18 protein-coding genes are annotated in these 19,185 nt (G+C 42.2%); 12 read left to right on the top strand and 6 right to left on the bottom strand.

Annotated features, from left to right (window positions below; all coding sequences use genetic code 11):
- Positions 1–666: an HAD family hydrolase gene (locus DXB91_RS02765; protein WP_243003496.1), complete on the top strand. Its 666-nt coding sequence runs from the start codon at positions 1–3 to the stop codon at positions 664–666.
- Between the two features lie 71 nt (positions 667–737).
- Here the strand turns inward: DXB91_RS02765 and DXB91_RS02760 are convergent, their stop codons facing one another.
- On the bottom strand, positions 738–1,616 hold the full coding sequence (locus DXB91_RS02760) for a LysR family transcriptional regulator (protein WP_118016755.1): 879 nt from the start codon (positions 1,614–1,616) through the stop codon (positions 738–740).
- 408 nt (positions 1,617–2,024) lie between these two features.
- Here DXB91_RS02760 and DXB91_RS02755 point away from each other — a divergent pair, with 408 nt between their 5' ends.
- The 6 genes from DXB91_RS02755 to DXB91_RS02725 all read left to right on the top strand — a co-directional run bounded on the left by DXB91_RS02755 (position 2,025) and on the right by DXB91_RS02725 (position 9,650).
- Complete coding sequence (locus DXB91_RS02755; protein WP_004849677.1) at positions 2,025–3,308, top strand: adenylosuccinate synthase; 1,284 nt, start codon at positions 2,025–2,027, stop codon at positions 3,306–3,308.
- 240 nt (positions 3,309–3,548) lie between these two features.
- Positions 3,549–5,756, top strand: coding sequence for a glycoside hydrolase family 36 protein (locus DXB91_RS02750; RefSeq protein WP_118016754.1), 2,208 nt, complete (start codon positions 3,549–3,551; stop codon positions 5,754–5,756).
- Positions 5,757–5,936: 180 nt separating this feature from the next.
- On the top strand, positions 5,937–7,277 hold the full coding sequence (locus tag DXB91_RS02745) for an MATE family efflux transporter (protein WP_118016753.1): 1,341 nt from the start codon (positions 5,937–5,939) through the stop codon (positions 7,275–7,277).
- A 392-nt stretch (positions 7,278–7,669) separates the two neighbouring features.
- Positions 7,670–7,858 carry a GHKL domain-containing protein gene (locus DXB91_RS14825; protein WP_118016752.1) on the top strand — a complete coding sequence of 63 codons (189 nt, stop codon included), beginning with the start codon at positions 7,670–7,672 and terminating at the stop codon, positions 7,856–7,858.
- 43 nt (positions 7,859–7,901) lie between these two features.
- Complete coding sequence (locus tag DXB91_RS02730) at positions 7,902–8,732, top strand: hypothetical protein (protein ID WP_118016751.1); 831 nt, start codon at positions 7,902–7,904, stop codon at positions 8,730–8,732.
- 93 nt (positions 8,733–8,825) lie between these two features.
- Positions 8,826–9,650: a hypothetical protein gene (locus DXB91_RS02725; RefSeq protein ID WP_118016750.1), complete on the top strand. Its 825-nt coding sequence runs from the start codon at positions 8,826–8,828 to the stop codon at positions 9,648–9,650.
- Positions 9,651–9,803: 153 nt separating this feature from the next.
- Here the strand turns inward: DXB91_RS02725 and DXB91_RS02720 are convergent, their stop codons facing one another.
- The 3 genes from DXB91_RS02720 to DXB91_RS02710 are packed head-to-tail and all read right to left on the bottom strand — an operon-like array spanning position 9,804 to position 11,791.
- The gene (locus DXB91_RS02720; RefSeq protein ID WP_118016749.1) at positions 9,804–10,712 is read right to left on the bottom strand and encodes a redoxin domain-containing protein; all 909 of its coding nucleotides are present in this window, start codon (positions 10,710–10,712) and stop codon (positions 9,804–9,806) included.
- A 40-nt stretch (positions 10,713–10,752) separates the two neighbouring features.
- Complete coding sequence (locus DXB91_RS02715) at positions 10,753–11,658, bottom strand: 4Fe-4S binding protein (protein WP_118016748.1); 906 nt, start codon at positions 11,656–11,658, stop codon at positions 10,753–10,755.
- A complete protein-coding gene (locus tag DXB91_RS02710; protein ID WP_243003495.1) occupies positions 11,651–11,791 on the bottom strand; it encodes a CD1871A family CXXC motif-containing protein in 141 nt (46 codons plus the stop codon). The genes DXB91_RS02715 and DXB91_RS02710 overlap by 8 nt, the downstream gene beginning before the upstream one ends.
- 157 nt (positions 11,792–11,948) lie before the next feature.
- Between DXB91_RS02710 and DXB91_RS02705 the strand changes: the two genes are divergently transcribed.
- Both DXB91_RS02705 and DXB91_RS02700 read left to right on the top strand, forming a co-directional pair.
- A complete protein-coding gene (locus DXB91_RS02705; protein WP_243003504.1) occupies positions 11,949–12,587 on the top strand; it encodes a response regulator transcription factor in 639 nt (212 codons plus the stop codon).
- Positions 12,584–13,726 (top strand): HAMP domain-containing sensor histidine kinase, encoded by a 1,143-nt coding sequence (locus DXB91_RS02700; protein ID WP_118016746.1) that lies wholly within the window; start codon positions 12,584–12,586, stop codon positions 13,724–13,726. The genes DXB91_RS02705 and DXB91_RS02700 overlap by 4 nt, the downstream gene beginning before the upstream one ends.
- A 40-nt stretch (positions 13,727–13,766) precedes the next feature.
- Here DXB91_RS02700 and DXB91_RS02695 read toward each other — a convergent pair whose 3' ends face one another.
- On the bottom strand, positions 13,767–14,708 hold the full coding sequence (locus DXB91_RS02695; RefSeq protein ID WP_015533237.1) for a glycosyl hydrolase: 942 nt from the start codon (positions 14,706–14,708) through the stop codon (positions 13,767–13,769).
- Between the two features lie 136 nt (positions 14,709–14,844).
- Here DXB91_RS02695 and DXB91_RS02690 point away from each other — a divergent pair, with 136 nt between their 5' ends.
- Entirely contained in the window at positions 14,845–15,696 is an 852-nt protein-coding gene (locus DXB91_RS02690; protein ID WP_118016745.1) for an AraC family transcriptional regulator, read from the top strand.
- A 71-nt stretch (positions 15,697–15,767) separates the two neighbouring features.
- Here the strand turns inward: DXB91_RS02690 and DXB91_RS02685 are convergent, their stop codons facing one another.
- Positions 15,768–17,168 carry an MATE family efflux transporter gene (locus DXB91_RS02685; protein ID WP_055273615.1) on the bottom strand — a complete coding sequence of 467 codons (1,401 nt, stop codon included), beginning with the start codon at positions 17,166–17,168 and terminating at the stop codon, positions 15,768–15,770.
- Positions 17,169–17,461: 293 nt separating this feature from the next.
- Here DXB91_RS02685 and DXB91_RS02680 point away from each other — a divergent pair, with 293 nt between their 5' ends.
- Together DXB91_RS02680 and DXB91_RS02675 are read left to right on the top strand one after the other, a co-directional pair.
- On the top strand, positions 17,462–18,091 hold the full coding sequence (locus DXB91_RS02680; protein WP_055143903.1) for a hypothetical protein: 630 nt from the start codon (positions 17,462–17,464) through the stop codon (positions 18,089–18,091).
- On the top strand, positions 18,081–19,061 hold the full coding sequence (locus DXB91_RS02675) for a biotin--[acetyl-CoA-carboxylase] ligase (protein WP_118016744.1): 981 nt from the start codon (positions 18,081–18,083) through the stop codon (positions 19,059–19,061). Before DXB91_RS02680 ends, DXB91_RS02675 begins: the two co-directional genes overlap by 11 nt.
- Positions 19,062–19,185 lie beyond the last annotated feature (124 nt).

Genomic DNA, 19,185 nt, shown 5'->3' with positions numbered 1-19,185 from the left:
ATGAATAATAAGATAAAGAACATTATATTTGACATGAACGGCACAATGATATTTGACGGAAAGTATCATGAGATAGCATGGAAGGATTATGCGGAGAAGCTTGCTGGCAGACAGATGAGCACGGAGGAGTTTCAGCATCATGTGCTGGGGCACACGAACAAGGATATTCTGGAATACCTCATGGGAAAGGGCACGCTCACCGAGGAGAGGATACTTGAACTTACCGAGGAGAAGGAGGCTATGTACAGAGAGATGTACATGGAAGATACTGCAAACTTCAAGCTGGTGGACGGCCTGGTGGCATACCTTGATAAACTTAAGGAACAGGGGATAAATATAAATATTGCCACAGGGTCAAATATGACAAATCTGGCATTCTATTTTAAAGAGTTTGATCTCGGAAGATGGTTTGACATAACGCTGTGCGCATATGACGATGGAACCATGAATGCTAAGCCGGCTCCTGATATGTATATCCGGGCCATGGAGCGCATCGGAGCAGTGCCGGAAGAAACCATGGTCATAGAGGATGGACCGTCGGGAATCCGGGCAGCGGCGGCAGCCGGAGCTGGATATATAGTGGGAATTTACGGTGACTCATCAAGAGAACTGCTTGAGAAGACAGGGCTGTGCGATGAACTGATTCCGGATTATAGAAATATGTGATAAGAATAGGGCGTGTTCAAATGGACGAACATGCTCTATTTTACTATGATATATGGGTGTGGGGATGATTCCTACAACAACTCCATAAGTTTATTTGCAGCAACGCTCATACCACGGCGTCTGTCACTGATGATACACATGTGACGCTTTGGTATGGGCTTTTTAAATTGCAGGCGGAACAGGTCGCCGCGGTCTATATAGCTCTGGGCGAAGTCTGCCATGATGGAGCCGATGCCGAGATTTCTCATGACGAACTGGGCAATCATATCGCTGGTAGAAAGCTCGAATTCGGGTTGTAGAGTCACGCCCTCATGGCTCAGGAATGTGTCGACATATGCGCGTGTGCTTGTGTCGTGTTCCAGACAAATGATCGGAAGTTCGTCAAGCTCGTGGTAATCCAGAGTTTTGTCCTGAAGATATGAGAACCTTGGTCCGGCGATGAAGATGTCCTCAATCTCCCTTGCCTGCTTGATCTCCATGTGAGGATCGGCGGGAAGAGGACTGGTGACGATACCGAAGTCTATGTTGCCTGAGAGCAGATGATTTATAGTGCTGGGAGTCGGAGCATTTGTGACATGAACCTTGATCCCCGGATATAGCTGGTGGAAATGCTCCAGATATGGCAGGAGATAGAACTGCAGTGTCATATCGCTTGCACCTATCCTTATCTCACCGGTCTCCATGTGGAGGAGCTGTGAGAGCTGCTGTTCACCCAGGGAGATGGATTCGTATCCCGCTGCAACGTGGGAGTAGAGGAGCTCTCCGGCATTTGTCAGTGAGACGCCCTTCTTGGTTCGGATGAACAGTTCTATGCCGATCGCCTGCTCAAGAGCTTTGATCGCCTGACTTACGGCTGGCTGGGATATACACAGCTCCCTGGCAGCGGCGGATATACTGGATGCTTTGGCGACGTGGTAGAAGATCTTGTAATATTCGAAATTTATGTTCATTTATAATTTCCTCCAGATTCAATAGAGATCGTTTAATATGTGTGTGTCAACAATATGTTTTATTGCAAAATAATTCAGGACTTTTTACTGTTCTATAATGGTACGATTGAAATAATTTTGCTTAAAAAATTATACATATATAATATAAGTAAAATGGCGTTTGAGGTGGACAAAATCCATTATATTTACAGTTTATGTTGGTTTCCGCAAAATGTAAAGACAAATATAAGATACACTTATAATAAATATAAATAATATTGATTTTACTTATGACATTATAGTGTTATAATGAGAAGGTATTGTGAGTGATCTGCTTATAAATATTATGTATAGGCAGAAACATTTGAACAGCCACAATGCGGATATCAGAAAATATTTCAAAATGCTGCGAAAGCGAGGAAAAGTATTATGGTAAGAGCGGTTGTAGGAGCCAATTGGGGCGATGAAGGAAAAGGTAAGATCACAGACATGTTAGGTCAGGAGTCAGACATAATCGTAAGATTCCAGGGTGGTGCCAACGCAGGTCACACAATTGTCAATGACTATGGTAAATTTGCTTTACATACACTTCCATCAGGAGTGTTCTACAGTCACACAACAAGTATTATTGGAAATGGTGTTGCACTTAACATCCCTCTTCTTTTCAAGGAGATAAAGTCCATCACAGACAGAAATGTACCAATGCCTAAGATCCTTGTATCTGACAGAGCACAGATGGTTATGCCATACCACATTCTCTTCGACGAATACGAGGAGGAGAGACTTGCAGGTAAGTCATTCGGATCAACAAAGTCAGGAATCGCTCCATTCTATTCAGATAAATATGCAAAGATCGGTTTCCAGGTAAGCGAGCTCTTTGATGAGGAAGCACTGAAGGAGAAGATCGAGAGAGTTATAGTACAGAAGAACGTTCTTCTTGAGAACCTGTATCACAAGCCACTCTTAAAGGTTGATGATATATTCAACACACTCATGGAGTATAAAGAGATGGTTGCTCCTTATGTATGTGACGTATCAGCATACCTCTATGAGGCGATCAAGGAGGGCAAGAACATCCTTCTTGAGGGTCAGCTTGGTTCACTGAAGGATCCGGATCACGGAATCTACCCTATGGTTACATCATCATCAACTCTGGCAGCTTATGGTGCCATCGGTGCAGGTATACCTCCATACGAGATCAAGCAGATCATCACTGTATGTAAGGCATACTCAAGCGCAGTAGGAGCAGGCGAGTTTGTAAGTGAGATATTTGGCGACGAGGCAGATGAGCTCAGACGCCGCGGCGGTGATGGCGGTGAGTTTGGTGCAACAACAGGAAGACCTAGAAGAATGGGTTGGTTCGACTGTGTGGCATCAAAGTATGGCTGCCGTATCCAGGGAACAACAGACGTTGCATTTACAGTACTTGATGTACTTGGATATCTCGATGAGATCCCGGTATGTGTAGGCTACGATATCGATGGTGAGGTTACAACAGACTTCCCAACAACATCAAAACTCAAGAAAGCAAAGCCTGTATATGAGACACTTCCAGGCTGGAAGACAGATATCAGAGGAATCAAGAAGTACGAGGATCTTCCAGAGAACTGCAGAAAGTACATTGAGTTCGTTGAAGAGCATATCGGATTCCCAATCACCATGATCTCAAACGGTCCGGGAAGAAACGATATCATCTACAGAAACGCAAAGTAATTTGACCTGATTCACAGGGAAATCAAATAACAGAAAAATAACAGGGACACTTTCCAGTAGGAGATTATTAGGGAGTGTCCCTTTTGTTGTTGGAAATGGATTTCTATTTGTGGTGTGAGGAGATTGTGGAATATTATTATATTTGTTATGATTATTTTATCGGCTTTCCGATAAAAGTTCTAGTGGATAGGGCGATGTGCAAAAAAAGCATATTGCAAATTTATTGCATGGAGGAGAAAAATGAAATACATCAAAATCAATGAAAACGGAATTTATATTGTATTTGGAATTACAGATAAAAATCAGATCAAATTGCTGCATTTTTCAAAAGCAGAATTTGATGAAAATGATATTTGCAAATTTGGAAAGGAATGTAAGGCAGAAGATCTGGTAAGAAAAGAGCAATTTATCGATGAGGCTTTTCAACTTGTACAGGTAAACCTTGCCGGATATAATCGCCCATATGAAAAGCATGGAAATAAACATATTTGTACAGCACCGGGATATTTATTGACCTATGCGGGGATGGAAGACAGTTGGAATGAGAATGGACGTAAGATAACCATTTATCAGGAAGATAAGGAAGAGACACATGTCCGCGTAGAAACAAGAATGCAGTTTTATAAGGGCACTTCTATCGTTCGTATGGTCAATAAAGTAATCAATGAAGGCGATAGTACACAGTGTCTGGAATATCTATCTTCATTTTGCTATACAGGAATTGAAAAAGAGGGAAAAAGCAATTCCGATGCGAAAATGAGAGTGCGCGTTCCTTATAATGGATGGCAGAAAGAGATGAGTATCAAAGAATATAAGTTCGGAGATGTGGGACTGGCGCAAACACAACCCGGGGTATACCAGCGTACTTCACAGGTGCTTGAAGTATCGAATACCGGAAACTGGTCTACGAAGAAGTATTTACCATTAGGGTATGTAGAAAATACAGAGGCACATACAAGCTTATTCTGGCAGATTGAACATAACGGTTCCTGGCATTATGAGATCAGTGATCAGAATACGCATTTTTATGTCTGTGTCAGCGGACCGACCGAAGTACAGTCTCACTGGTTCAAAAATCTCGCGCCGGGCGAATCATTTGAATCGGTACCGGTTGCTGTGGGTGTGGCAGATGACAGCTTTGAAAAAGCAATGGGTGAGCTGACAAAATATCGCCGTATGATTCGAAGACCAAATAAAGATGATGAGAATTTACCGGTTATTTTCAACGATTATATGAATTGCCTGTTTGGTGATCCGACAACGGAGAAAGAACTTCCTCTGATTGATGCGGCTGCGGAATGCGGTTGTGAATACTATGTGATAGATGCCGGTTGGTATGCTCCCGGAGAATGGTGGGACAGTGTCGGCGAATGGCAGGAAAGCAGGGAGCGTTTTCCGAATGGAATTAAAGAAGTAACAGATTACATTCGTCAAAAGGGAATGATACCGGGCGTCTGGCTGGAACTTGAAGTGATGGGAATCAATTGTGAGAAAGCAAAGAATGCTCCGGATGACTGGTTCTTTATCCGTCATGGAAAGCGTGTATATGACCGTAGCAGATATCAGCTCGATTTTAGAAATCCGGAAGTCATCGAACATGTCAATGAAGTGATCGATCGGGTAGTCAAAGATTACGGAGTGGGATACATCAAGATGGATTATAACATTGAACCGGGCATAGGTACTGAACTTGGCGCGGAAAGTGTGGGGCAGGGACTGCTTGAACATGAAAAAGCATATCTAAACTGGCTTGATGATGTATTTGCACGTTATCCGGATCTGGTAATTGAAAACTGTTCCAGCGGAGGCCTTCGCATTGATTATGCGTTGCTCTCCAGATATAGTATTCAGTCTACATCGGATCAGGAAGATTACCGGAATTATGCGACGATAGCAGCAAATGCTGTGGCAGGAGTTACTCCGGAACAGGCGGCAGTCTGGTCGTATCCGATGCGCCAGGGAGACAAGGAAGAAGTAATTTATAATATGATAAATGCCATGCTGCTTCGTATTCATCAGAGTGGTCATTTGGCACAACTTCCGCCGGAACGTCTTGCATTAGTGAAAGAGGGAATTGCCTGTTATAAGACGATTCGTCAGGATATCAAATATGCGATACCTTATTGGCCGATTGATATTGCTGACAATGAGGATATGTGGGTATGCGGAGGCCTTCAGCTTGAAAACAAAGCATATCTTGCAGTATGGAAGCGGCAAATGGAAGGAAAAAATAATGACAGGTACATGAAAGCCGGCATAAACTGCACAGATGATAGTTTGTCCATACCATTGGACAGTATTCCATTTATCAGAGACGATATGCAAGTATCCTGCATTTATCCTAAGAAGGAACCGGTTGATTTTGAATTCAAAGGAAATGTATTAACGGTGCATTTTAAAAAGCCTGTTATGGCAAGACTTTTTGAATTAAGAAAGGGTATTGTTTAATAAGGCGGAATCTGATTCATCGTTTTGAATTTTATAGATTCCACTTGTAGATGTTTGAAAATGTGATACTGGAAAATGAAACAATAGAGGACGCAGAATTTGTTGGCTGTGAATTTAAAAAATGGTATTTGTTGTAAATAAGGACAAGTGGATTAATATTCAATTTGGAGGAATAACATAATGTCAAAAGATGAGTATTTGATCACAGATGCACCGCTTAAAGCGCTGACTGTTTTTGCAATGCCTATGATCTTGGGCAGCTTTTTTCAACAAGTGTATAATATGGCTGATTCAATAATAGTTGGCCAGTATGTCGGATCATCTGCACTTGCGGCTGTTGGCGCATGTGCCGCTCTTACAAATGTATTCATTTGTGTGGCACTCGGTGCCGGCATAGGTGCGGGCGTGCTTGTGAGCCGCTATTTTGGAGCCAGGGATTATAGTAAAATGAAAACAATAGTATCAACATCGCTGATAAGTTTTATGATCCTAAGCATACTTTTGGGTGTATTTGGACTTATCTTTTCACGTTCGATGATGACGCTGCTTCAGACACCTGCTGACATACTGGATGAAGCGGTGCTGTATCTTCGTGTTTATTTTGCTGGATTTCCATTTTTGTTTATGTATAATATTCTTTCAACAATGTTCAATTCAATCGGTGAATCAAAGATACCGTTGGGCCTTTTGATATTTTCTTCTGTCTTGAATATTGTTATGGATCTTTGGATGGTGGCAGGCCTCGGCCTGGGCGTTTTCGGTGCAGCTCTTGCAACTCTTATTGCCCAGGGAATATCCGCAGTGTTTTCACTGCTGATTTTTCTTTGGCGTATGCGCCAATATAAAGGCCGTTTTGATTGGTTTGACAGGCACGAGTTACATTTCATGCTTAGAATTGCCGTACCATCGGTTCTTCAGCAGTCCACAGTGTCGATTGGTATGATGATCGTTCAGGCAGTTGTAAATCCATTCGGTACACAGGCACTTGCAGGTTACTCAGCAACGATGAGGGTAGAGAATGTTTTTTCACTGATATTTGTATCCATTGGAAATGCAGTTTCACCGTATGTTTCTCAGAATCTTGGCGCAAAGAAAATCAAACGTATCAAAAAAGGATATCGGGCTGCGTTGGTGTTGGATGTGTGCTTTGCGATCATCGCATTTATAGTCATTGAAACACTGCATACTCAGATTTCATCTTTATTCCTTGGCAAAGATGGAACCGCTTTGGCATATCAGGTGTCTGGGGGCTATATGAGATGGATTGGCTACTTTTTCATCTTCATGGGAATCAAGATGGCAACCGACGGGGTCCTTCGAGGACTTGGGATCATGCGCCCATTTCTCATTGCAAATATGGTCAACCTCGCGATTCGTCTGGCAGTTGCCCTGATTTGTGCGCCCCGTTTTGGTATCGAATTTGTCTGGCTTGCGGTGCCGGCGGGCTGGCTTGCAAACTTCCTGATCTCTTATATGGCTCTCAGAAAGTCGTGGCCGGTTGATAAAGCAATTGGCGAATGATCGGTTTGGTGCAAAGAAATGTCTGTTTTGCAATAGTACCGGCAATCATTGAGGAATACATCTTCCGGGTGTGATACTCGGAGCTTATCTGAAAGTGGAGATGATGGCGGCGGTTCTGATTAGCAGCCTACTACAAAGCATTGGATTTAAGATGGTATGGGTGATACAATCTAAAATGTAAATGCTTTGTTTAACTATAGGGGCTGATGGGAATGCGATTGATTTATTATTCTTGGATATTGATTTGATTACGACCAGCGGCGTAGATATAGGACAGTATATTCGGCATAGACTGAATAATTACAGCATGGAGATTGTGTTTATGTGTCTTCTGAGAAGGATAATGCAGAGCCGGAATGAGCAGCAGATAGTGCCGAGTGTGGCTCTGATAATTGTGCCGATTATCAGTATATGGTCAACTGCGTAAATCAGGGAGACATTTTCTTACCACCAAAGATGATTCGTATAATCATGGCATGGGTTTACAGAGTGTACAGGATGTTGTGAATCAAAATAATGGTGAGATACAGTTTGAAGCCACTGAAAATACTTTCATAGTCAGAGTTATATTGTTCAATTAACGTAAAGGGGGTATCGTACATCTGTTGTGTGCGAGAAAGAGAAATGGGAACATTGGAAGTGGACAAGAGTCTTAAAGCGGCGTTTAAGGAAACGCTGGAGCCGCATGGCTTCAAGAAAGTAAAGGGGAGGTATCCGCACTTTGTGAGGATGGCAACTCCCGAGATTATTCAAGTCATCAACTATCGGCTGGAGCAGGCGCTGTCGCCACAGTTGGAGGAAAAACGGTTTGAAGTATACTGTGCGGTTGGCAGTATATACCGCCCGGAGATTAATCTGAACCGGTCTGTGTATGCCAGCATGGACTGGATACATACTACGATGCCTCATATGTACATGAAGGCAAAACGCAATGAAATAACGGTGTATGAGAATGAACAGCCGGGAGTTGACTATATCATCAAAAAGGGAGATGAAGCATCTCTTAGGGAACAGATTGCGTTTGCCATGACAGGCATAGAGCATTATATAATTCCGGCGTTTGACAAGGTGGTGGATTTAAAGACATGCGTGGATTATCTAGAGTTATATGATTCTATGTGCTTAACAGTATGGAACAGGTATCAGTTTGAAAATAGCGAGGAAGCTTTAATTTTACCAGCCAAATATCCTAATCAAGAAAGCTACAAGGAGAATGTGCTGAATAAGTATGAAGCAATAAAGGAAAGAGTGTTTCATGATATTGATGAAGGTAAAATGTTGAGAGCGGATGGAGAAATAAAAATGCTGCGCTGTAAAAAAAGAGCTGATGATACAATAGAGCGATACGAAAAATTTTTTACAGATGAAGAAACTAAAAAAGAACTTGTACGATTAAAGGCAGAGCGTGCAGAAAAAAATATAAATGCAATACGTGCGATGGGAATCGAAGTGTAAAAAACGAGGGTAAAAAGAAGGTTGGTTCTGAACGGTTACATTAAATTTAACGAAAAGGGGGTATCGTACATCTGTTGTGTGCGAGAAAGAGAAATGGGAACATTGGAAGTGGACAAGAGTCTTAAAGCGGCGTTTAAGGAAACGCTGGAACCGCATGGGTTCAAGAAAGTAAAGGGGAGGTATCCGCACTTTGTGAGGATGGCAACGCCCGAGATTATTCAAGTCATCAACTATCGGCTGGAGCAGGCGCTGTCGCCGCAGTTGGAGGAAAAACGATTTGAAGTATACTGTGCGGTCGGCAGTATATACCGCCCGGAGATTAATCTGAACCGGTCTGTGTATGCCAGCATGGATTGGATAAATACAACACAGCTAGATATGTATTTTACGGCAAAGCGAAATGGAATACCGGTTTACGAGAATGAACAGCCGAGAGTTGATTATATCATCAAAAAGGGAGATGAAGCTTCTCTCAGAGAACAGATTGCGTTTGCCATGACAGGAATTGAGCATTATGTAATTCCGGCATTTGACAAGGTGGTGGATTTAAAGACTTGTGTGGATTATTTGGAACTATATGGCTTTGATGAGTTGGAAGTCAGATTAGAAACAGAATGTAATGTAGATGCATTTATTTTGCCAGCAAAGTATCCAGATGTAGAATCTTACAGCGCAAAAGTACAAAATGATTTCCAAGAGGCAAATAGGAGAGTGATGCAACTTGTTTCAGAAAAAAAGATGACAGAAAAGGAAGGAAAGGAGAGATTGCTTAGGTGTGAAGGAAGATACAATGATGATATTAAACAATATGAAAAATTTTTTTCAGATGAAATAACTAAAAATGAGATTGCACGATTAAAAGCAGAACGTGCAGAAAAAAATTTAAACGCAATACGTACGATGGGAATCGAAGTGTAAAAGACGGGGGGCAAAAAGAAGGGAGTAAGCATATGAAATTTTATTGCACGGGAAAAGGTCATCTGGTTTCTTGAAAACCAGATGACCTTTTTTTGAAAAGCAGAAAGGCTTCTTGTCCTTTCATTAGTATATTCAATTTAAAGTCAACTATAATTATTTATCCTTGTTATCAGCGTCGATCACTGACTGGATCTGTTTCATGAGAGAGTCGTAGTTAGCCTGATCGTCGATACCTCCAAGCATAGGATCTCCGACAATATTACCATTTCTATCGACTAGTATGGTTGTAGGAAATGCCATGATGTCGGAGGCATATTTGCCTATGCTAGAATCAGAGTCAACGGAGATATTGCGGTATTTTGCACCCTGGCTGTCAAGAATGGCTGCGGCTTCCTTGATAGCATCTTCGTTTCCGTCAAATGTCTCTGTGTTGATACCTACTACCTCGCCTCCCATCGATTTGATGGCATCGTTCAATTCATTAAGCTTGGATAATTCTGCGACACAAGGCTTGCAGCCGGTAAACCAGAAATTAACGACAGTTACTGCATTATTGGAAAACAGGCTTTCGTCAACAGAATTACCATCCAAATCCTTGCCGGAGAAACTATTGAAAGGTGTGATTTCTTCGGAACTGTCGTTCTGGTCGGTGCTATCTGATCCTGTATTATTATTTTCGATTTCGGATATCTGCTTTTCAATCTGTCTGATGGTTTCAATATCATCGTTAAGTGTTTTAAGTTCATCATCTGTAAAGGATTCCTTGTTTGATTCAACGGCGCTGGCCAGATAATCGGCATAATCTCCGCTTGGATCAGCGCTGCTTTTATTCATCATGCCAAATACCTTGTTCCATACATCCTGGTGATCTGCAAAGATCTGGTTCTCCTGTTGATATAAATCATCCAGCTTCGTGTTGGAATCGTCCGCAGCTTCAGTGGTGACTTCTGCCTGGGTTTTTGGTGAACTCTCAGTTGTGGCAGATCCTGATCCGTTACATGCCGTGAGAGATAATGCTGCACAGAGAGTGATAATAGATATTAATGTTTTTTTTGTCTTCATAAATAATTGCTCCTTTAAATAATATTAGTGTGGTTGATTGTTACATGTTGGTTTTGGAAGATTGCTTATGTCCTTTTTGGGAACATGGCTTTCCCATAAACTGATAGTGGATCGCATCTTTTGGACATGCCTTCATACATGCTCCGCATCGTATGCATTCCGGATGATTTGGTGTTTTGCATACATCTACATCCATTTTGCATGCCTTTGAACACTTACCGCATCCGACACATTTGCTGCTTTCAACCTTGATACTCATAAGGCTGACCTTGTTGAATAATGAGTAGATTGCGCCGAGAGGACAAATCCATTTACAGAAGGGTCTGTAGAACAGAATACTCAGAACGACAACTGTAATTAAAATAAGGCATTTAAATGAAAACAGCTTTCCAAGAGCAGAGCGTATAGCTGCATTTCCGAGTGAAAGTGGTATAGCACCTTCCAGAACACCTTGTGGACAAATATACTTACAGAAGAACGGGTCTCCCATTCCTATGGAGTTCGTTACAAGCATCGGCAGAAGTATAACGAAAACAATAAGGATTATATATTTCAGGTATCTTAGTGGTTTCAGCCTGGCTGTGGAAAACTTTTTCCCGGGGATTTTGTGAAGCAGATCCTGAAACCATCCAAATGGACACAAAAACCCACATATAAATCTTCCGAGGATCACACCGATTAAAATGAAAAAACCGGTTATGTAGTAAGAAAATTTAAATTTGGATGATCCGACGACCGCCTGAAATGCACCAATGGGACACGCTCCTGTTGCAGCAGGACAGGAGTAACAGTTTAGTCCTGGTACGCATACTGTTTTTGCATTGCCCTGATAGATCTTGCCTTTAAATAAATTGGGGATGTGAATATTGGTAAGCAGCGTGGCTGCTGCCTGTATCCATCCGCGTATTCTGGCTGTTTTTTTTGACAGTGATTTGTTCTTATCCAATTCCTACACACTCCAGACATAATTTTATTGCTTTGCTGAGCACGGCAGCCGCTTCACCTCTGACTGCACCATAGCTGATCATTGCCATACCCGTGATGAGTAAAATGATCTGAGATATTTTCCTGTACTTCAAGTTATTGCAGCTCCTTTCATGATTGTGTTTGTTGACCAGCTGACTTGGATATTATACAATAGCTGTTGTAAAATTTTTGTTAAGAAGGATTTTTGTTAAGAAACAGGTGACAGTTTTGAGATTATTGATAGTTGAAGATGAGAAGCAGATATGTGATATGGTTGCGAAAAGCCTGTATGATGCCGGGTATGAGGTGGATACCTGTTATGACGGAGAAGAGGCTCTTGAATGCATTCTGTCAGAGGAATATGACCTGATCGTTCTGGATCTGAATCTGCCGGGTATGGATGGAATGGAGATTTTAAAGGAACTCAGACAGAAAAATGAGGAGACAAAGGTTATCATATTATCTGCGAGGGGACAAATTGCGGATAAGGTTGAAGGGCTGGATGCAGGTGCAAATGATTATATGGAAAAACCATTTCATCTGCAGGAGCTTGAGGCGCGTATCAGAAGTCTTACAAGAAGAAAATTTGTACAGAAGGATGTATGTCTGGAAAGTGGCGGGATAAAGTTTGATACGATAAAACGTGAGGCATACGCAAAAGGAGAGAAGGTTCCCCTTACAAGAAAAGAAAATGGAATCCTGGAATATCTGCTTCTTAATCTGGGCAGACCGGTAAGCCAGGAGGAATTGATGGAGCATGTCTGGGATGCTTCGGTTGACAGCTTCAGTGGATCAATCAGAGTACATATGTCTTCGCTGAGAAGAAAGCTTAAGGCAGTGCTTGGATATGATCCGATTTTGAACAAGGTGGGAGAAGGCTATAAAATACGAGAGGAGTCCGACAGATGAAAAGAATGTCGCTGCAGTGGAGGCTTACCTGTATAATCACATTATATATTGCGCTTATATGTGGATGCCTTACTTTGCTTGTCTATAAAAATGGCGTGTATTATATTGATTCTCTGCAAGAAACCGTTGATGCCCAGGGAGATGATAATGGGAGCGGTACTGATGAAATATATATCAGTATTCCGGAGGATAAGTGGGATGAATTTGCAAATGATTTTTCTGTTAAGGTGTACAATAATAAGGCAGATTATAAGAAAAACAGCCTGATAATTTCTGCCTTGCTGGCCCTGCTTGGCGGAGTAGCCACGTATTTTATAAGTGGGCATGCACTAAAGCCTATCAGTGAGTTTTCTGATAAAATTGAAGAGGTACAGGCACAGAATCTGGCGGATTCACGAATAGAAGAAAACAATGTTAAAGAACTGAACCAGCTCAGCGTTTCATATAACAAGATGCTTGAACGCCTCTCGGATGCATTTGAGATACAGAGACAGTTTACTGCAAATGCAGCACATGAGCTCAGAACTCCGCTGTCTTTAATGCAGATACAGCTTGATTCATATAATTCTGCCCGGCATCCGGGAGATGATGAAGTTACTCTGCAGACGATAAAGATGGTCACTGAACAGAATGAGAGACTCAGCAAAATGGTAAAGACTCTTCTTGATATGAGTGAGCTTCAGACTGTGAGCCGGGATGATACAATAATGGTCGACGCACTTGTTGATGAGGTATTGGCAGATCTGGAACCGCTTGCACAGGAAAAGGATATAGAACTTATTGGAGAATGTACGGATGTGACGATGATAGGAAGTGATATCCTCATTTACAGGATGTTATACAATCTTGTTGAGAATGCTATAAAATATAACCGCACAGGAGGACGGGTTACAGTAACAGCGCGTCAGAAGGGAAAACACGTTTACCTGTCAGTGGAGGATACCGGAAATGGTATCCCGGAAGAACTTAAGGATCGCGTGTTTGAACCTTTCTTTCGCGTGGATAAATCCAGAAGCCGTGAGCTTGGCGGTGTAGGACTGGGTCTTGCTCTTGTCCGTGAGATCGTTATAGCGCACGATGGCAATATTGCAGTTAAGTCTAATCCGTCTGGAGGAACGATTTTTGAAGTCGTTTTATAAAGTGAGCATTACAGCCGTTACATATAACAGACTTACCCACTTACTTTCCGGTAACAGCATATTGGCTGTCATACATAGCCTTAAGATTTTCGTTGGAATTGAATTTTTCTCCTATGCAGAATTCTTCAGACCATGTCATGTAGTATGCCCATGGAGTGTGTGACTTCTCCAGAAGATGTATATCCGGTATATATCCAACTTCGGTAAGGGCGGCAACCTTGTTCGGAGAGGTAGCTTCTACAAGCTTTGTGTATTCTTCACTGTAATCGGTTGCTGTGTATTCCGGCAGATATATGTCCATGGAGACAATATCAACGAAGTCATCTCCAGGGTATACGCCTTTTGTAGGACAGTTCCATACCCATATAAGGTTGTTGATGTTCAGTACATTTGTATAGTAGTCGAACATGAGTCTGTAGAGCTTTGCCGCAACAGCAGGACCTTTGGCACCCCACCAGAACCAGGTGCCCTCGGACTCGTGGAAAGGTCTCCACAGAACCGGGATATCTTCAAGCTGGAATCTTCGGAGTTCCTTTGCGATGATGTCCATATCGTGGTAGAAAGCATCACGTTCTCTTGTTCCTGGAATGAGCACCTTTTCAGCGTCGAAGTCAGTGTGCTCTGTGTAGAAACTCTTGTCACGACCTCCAATCGGAGAGAACCAGTGAAATGTGAAAGTGACAATGCCATTTGTTTTCTTTGCCCATTCGAGAGCGGTGTCAAGGGTATCCTGATTTTCATATACCTCTGTGAGACATTCTGCGGATGCATCATTATAGTTTATGTTTGGCGAGTATCCAAGCAGCTCGAAACCTCTGAGTGCCGGACATTTGCCTGTCTGTTCGTATATATAGTCAATCTCCTCCATAGAATTGGTCTGTGTGTGCTGACCTGTTATTATCTTTTTACCAGAAATCTCCGATAAATAATCCAGCAGATTCTGTGCTGAATGCGATATGTGCTTGTTTGCTGCTTTCTGCATCTTATTTTCTCCTTCATTAGTATGTGTTTGATATGCTTTTATCATATACAAATAAATGTAATAATTGTATTATATAAAGAGCAAAAAATAGTATAAACCTATCATGATACAACTTGGATCGTAGGGGGAGACTGCTATGGAAATATTTGAGTACATTGATGAGATGAAACAGCCATATGATATATTTTACACAGATTGTGTGCATTCTGAATTGCACTGGCACTATTACAGTGAGATGCTTTATATAGTCAGCGGATCTATCCGGGTGATCTGCAATGATGGAGAGACGGTTCTCAGAAAAGGGGATATGTGCTATCTATATCCGCTGCAGCTCCACAGTATAAAGGCGGATAAGACCTGTAAGGAGCCGGTGAAGTATGCGGTCATAAAGTTTAATATGTATACACTGGGCATTCCCCAGACTTATATAAGGAAAATGTATGATTGCTTTGTATACAGGACGGAGACTACAGATTTCTGTATGGTTATAAGGTCTGAAAAACTAAAAGAAAGTATGGCAGATATTGTTCAGGATATATTTGAGGAGTATACGGAAAAGCGGGAGATGTACATGCTTGCGGTTCAGTCTGGGATATATAAGCTGCTCATCATCATGGCAAGACAAATGAAAACAAATGGAGATTTTAAGCATAAGAGGTCGGATGGTGATGTGTATTTCAATCACATACTGGAATATATAGATGCGCATTCGTCAGAACAGATAGAGGTTCAAGATCTGGCAGAAATGTGCAGTATGAGTTATTCACACTTTGCCAGATCATTTAAGGCTCGTTATGGAAGATCGTGTAAGGAATACATATTGTATATAAGGCTCAACAAGGCGCAGAACATGCTGCTGTATTCGGATTATTCCATGGAATATATCGCGCAGGAAAATGGTTTTTCGGACAGCAGTTATTTTATCCGTGTGTATAAAAAGTGGAGGGGAATCACTCCGAAACAGGAAAGGATGCAGAACAGACTTTAGTATCCCAATAGGGTGCAAATGAAACAGACTCACATGTGATCGAGACACAAGTGAGTCTGTTCATAAACCGATTATATTGTTGCCGTTGCGGACTTTGCACGGCTGATTTTATTTCCCCCGAATTTTCGTCTCAGCTGTTTCATAACCCACAGGTACGCAGGTATCAGGAAGAGATCAGCACATACCCATGCAAGCGGACTTCCTAGTGATACGCAGATGAAACCGAAATGAGGCACCAGCACGAAACCGGCAACAGAACGGGCAATCATCTCACATATGCCTGCAAGTATGGCGAAAGTCGAGTATCCAAGCCCCTGTATCATGAATCTTACGATATTCACAAGAGCCAGGAATATGTAGAATGCGGCGTTGATAACTACGAATTCATATATGTAGCCGATAAGCTCAATCTGTTCCTTCTTTACAAAGAGAAGTGCAAGCTGCTTTCCGAATACGATGGAGAAAGCCAGAGCCACGAGGGCATATATGATTCCCATCTTGATACAGGCTTTAAGTCCCTGATCAACACGGTCAAGACGTCTGGCACCAACATTCTGACCTCCGTATGTTGCCATGGTGGAGCCCATTGCATCGAAAGGACAGCACATGAACATGGAAATCTTGCTTCCTGCTGATACGGCTGCAACATATGTTGAACCCATATCATTGACTGCGGTCTGAAGAATGACACTGCCTATGGCGGTTATGCTGTACTGCAGGCCCATAGGCAGACCCATACCGCAGAGCTTAAGGCAGTGGCGCATGCTGAATGTCCAATCCTCTTTACTGAATTCAAGATACTTCAGTTTCTTTGTCATGTATATCGTACATATGATTCCTGACACTGCCTGTGAAGCTACTGTGGCAACTGCAGCTCCGGCGACGCCCATAGGAACAACAAGTATAAGATCAAGTATTATGTTGACAATTGATGAACCCACAAGGAATATGACAGGTGTGATACTGTCTCCGAGTGATCTCAGTATTCCGGCAGTCAGGTTGTAGAGGAAGGTTGCCGGAATGCCCAGGAATATTATAAATATGTATATATATGCATCATCGATGATATTCGAAGGTGTTCTGAGAGCCTTGAGTATCTGCATGGTAAAGATACTTACTGCCACTGTTATAACAGCAGCCAGTGCAACGGATGACCATATACTGTTGATTATATAAGCCTTAAGAGCCTTGAAATCCTTCGCACCGTAAGCCTGTGCAACAGGTATTGCAAATCCGTTGCAGATTCCTATACAGAAACCGAGTATCATGAAGTTGATGCTTCCGGTGGAACCCACAGCCGCCAGCGCGTCAGTCCCAAGCTTCTGCCCGACTATGACAGAATCTACCATATTATAAAACTGCTGAAATATCAGACCAAAGAGAAGGGGCAGACCAAAGTTCAATATAAGCTTTGAAGGCTTTCCTTCAGTGAGGTCTTTTGTGCCACTGATGCGCGCAATAAAATTCTTCATGTGATTCACCTCTCAAAAATCCAGTTGTTTGTGCATAAATTGCTTGTTTTCACGATATCGTGTATTTGCTAGTTAATCACCTTTTAATGATTTTATATATGGAAAAAAGGTGATTAAACGTGGTAAAATGTAAACACTTTTGTAATGCTGAAAACTTGATATATATTAGCCTCTGAACTAATATAAGTATAGTCGTAAAAGTGATGAAAAAAGAGAAAATAATTGTGCATAAAGCGCATGGATACAACCCGGGATAATATCGATAACGACAATGACCTGGCGGGGGATATGGAATGAGCAGAGATAGTGATAAAAAAAAGAACAATAAAAAACACAGAGAAGAGATTAGAAATATAAGCAGCATAGAGAATGGTACTTCGAGAGCCTACAGGCAGAAGGTGCTTGTCAGACAGGCTGGAAAGCTCGTGGACGAGCTGGAGCGCGCAAGGCGTGAAGAACAGGAGACTCAGGCAGATGGAATCATCAGACAGAAGGTAGTCAAGAGAAAGAGCACCAGGATAGCGTACAGGGTGGTTGGCATAATATTTGTACTGGCAGGTATAGCGCTTGTGTGGTGGGCTATGGGAGGTCACTACAGAATGATAAAGGCTGCTATTGCGATTGCGGCCATGGCATATGGATTTTATGTGGTCAAGGCTTCATTTAGAAAGTCTGCATATGATATGACATATCTGTTTGGTCAGGATGTTGTAACGATCATTCAGAAGAGAGGCAGTAAGGTGATACCGTATGAGACTATTACAGGGTATATCATGATAGAGCCTGATCCTGAATTGAAGTATTATATAATTAAGTTTGACAGAGGCAGGGAGAGTTACATAGTTCCATTTGCCGGAGCAAAAGGCAAATGTGAGGCGGTATACGATATCCTGAGAGAGAAGGTAAGAACTGATGAAGAATAAAATACTTGAAAAGCTGCAGAACAGTGGTGGATATGTGTCAGGACAGGAGCTCTGTGAGCTGTTGGGGGTATCCAGAACAGCGGTGTGGAAGAACATACAGGCACTCAAGAATGAAGGTTATGTGATCGAGGGCGTGAACAACAAGGGATACAGATTGGTGAGTGAGCCTGATGTAATGTCTGAGGAGAAGATCTCAAAGTATCTTGAGACCAGAACATTTGCCAGAAAGCTTTACTATTATGATGAGACGGATTCAACGAACACCCGTGCCAAGATAGTCGGGGAAACTGACTGTGTTCACGGAGCTCTGTTCGTGGCAAATGAGCAGACTGCAGGAAAGGGACGAAGAGGCCACAGTTGGAATTCTGATAAGGGCACGACAATATCCATGTCGTATCTGCTCAAGCCGGACATAGATATTTCCTGTGTGTCAAGGATAACTCTGGTGTCGGCGGTGGCACTTGCCAGAGCGTTCAGCAAGGTGGATGGAGTAAAGCCTCAGATTAAATGGCCGAATGATGTGTTGTCTGATGGAAAAAAACTGGTCGGAATCCTCACAGAGATGAGTTCCGAGGGAACTGACATAAGCTATGTTGTTGTGGGAATAGGCATAAACGTGTATAACCGAAGCTTCCCTGAGGACATAGCAGACAAGGCCACATCAATACTGCTGGAAAATGGCAAGGGCTGTGACAGATCATGGTTCATTGCACAGGTGTCAAATGAATTTGAAAAGCTATATGACGAATTTATAAAGAATAAGGACCTGGGATTCCTTGTTGATGAGTACAACAGTTATCTTGTGAACAGGGATAAGCAGGTGTATATAATAGAGGGGGATAAAAAGACAGAGTACACGGCGCTTGGACTTTCAAAGGATGGCGGACTTCTGGTGAGGGATGCCGATGGCGAGGTTCACGATATAATATCCGGGGAAGTATCCGTGAGAGGAATATATGGATATGTGTAAGGCTGAAAAAAATAGCTGATCAAGAATATGGTTATAGGGCTTAAGAAAATTAATAATTGGTATGTATAATTCAAAAAAACTAGAAATATAGCCCCTTATAGTTTATAATCGGCAGTGAGTATAT

This window comes from Coprococcus sp. OM06-34AC (assembly GCF_003462545.1).
Lineage (GTDB): Bacteria > Bacillota > Clostridia > Lachnospirales > Lachnospiraceae > Coprococcus > Coprococcus aceti.
The sequence above is the reverse complement of the archived record's forward strand: the minus strand, read 5'-3'. Positions and strand labels throughout refer to the sequence as shown.